Origin of the sequence: Sedimentibacter sp. B4, from assembly GCF_000309315.1 — a bacterium.
Taxonomy (GTDB): Bacteria; Bacillota; Clostridia; order Tissierellales; family Sedimentibacteraceae; genus Sedimentibacter; species Sedimentibacter saalensis.
On record NZ_CANG01000474.1, the window covers coordinates 1 to 228 of the forward strand.

The following is a 228-nucleotide window of genomic DNA, read 5'->3' on the forward strand; positions in this document are numbered from 1 at the left end:
GGGAGCGCCGCGTCGGGCTTCGGCACGTACGGGCACAACGGGTCGGACTCCAGCGGGTCGCCGGTCCACGCGTAGGCCCGGGCCCGCGAGCCGCCGCACCAGTCGTGGTACTCACAGGCGCCACAGCGTCCCTTGAACTGGTCCGGGTCGCGCAGCGCACGCATCAGGGGCTCGTCGCGGTAGAGCTCGACCAGCGAGCGTTCCTTCACGTTCCCGACGTTCACCGGA

1 pseudogene is annotated in these 228 nt (G+C 71.5%); it reads right to left on the reverse strand.

Features of this window, described 5'->3' with window-relative positions:
• Window positions 1-228, reverse strand: a pseudogene (locus BN358_RS26540) (radical SAM/SPASM domain-containing protein); the annotation flags it as partial.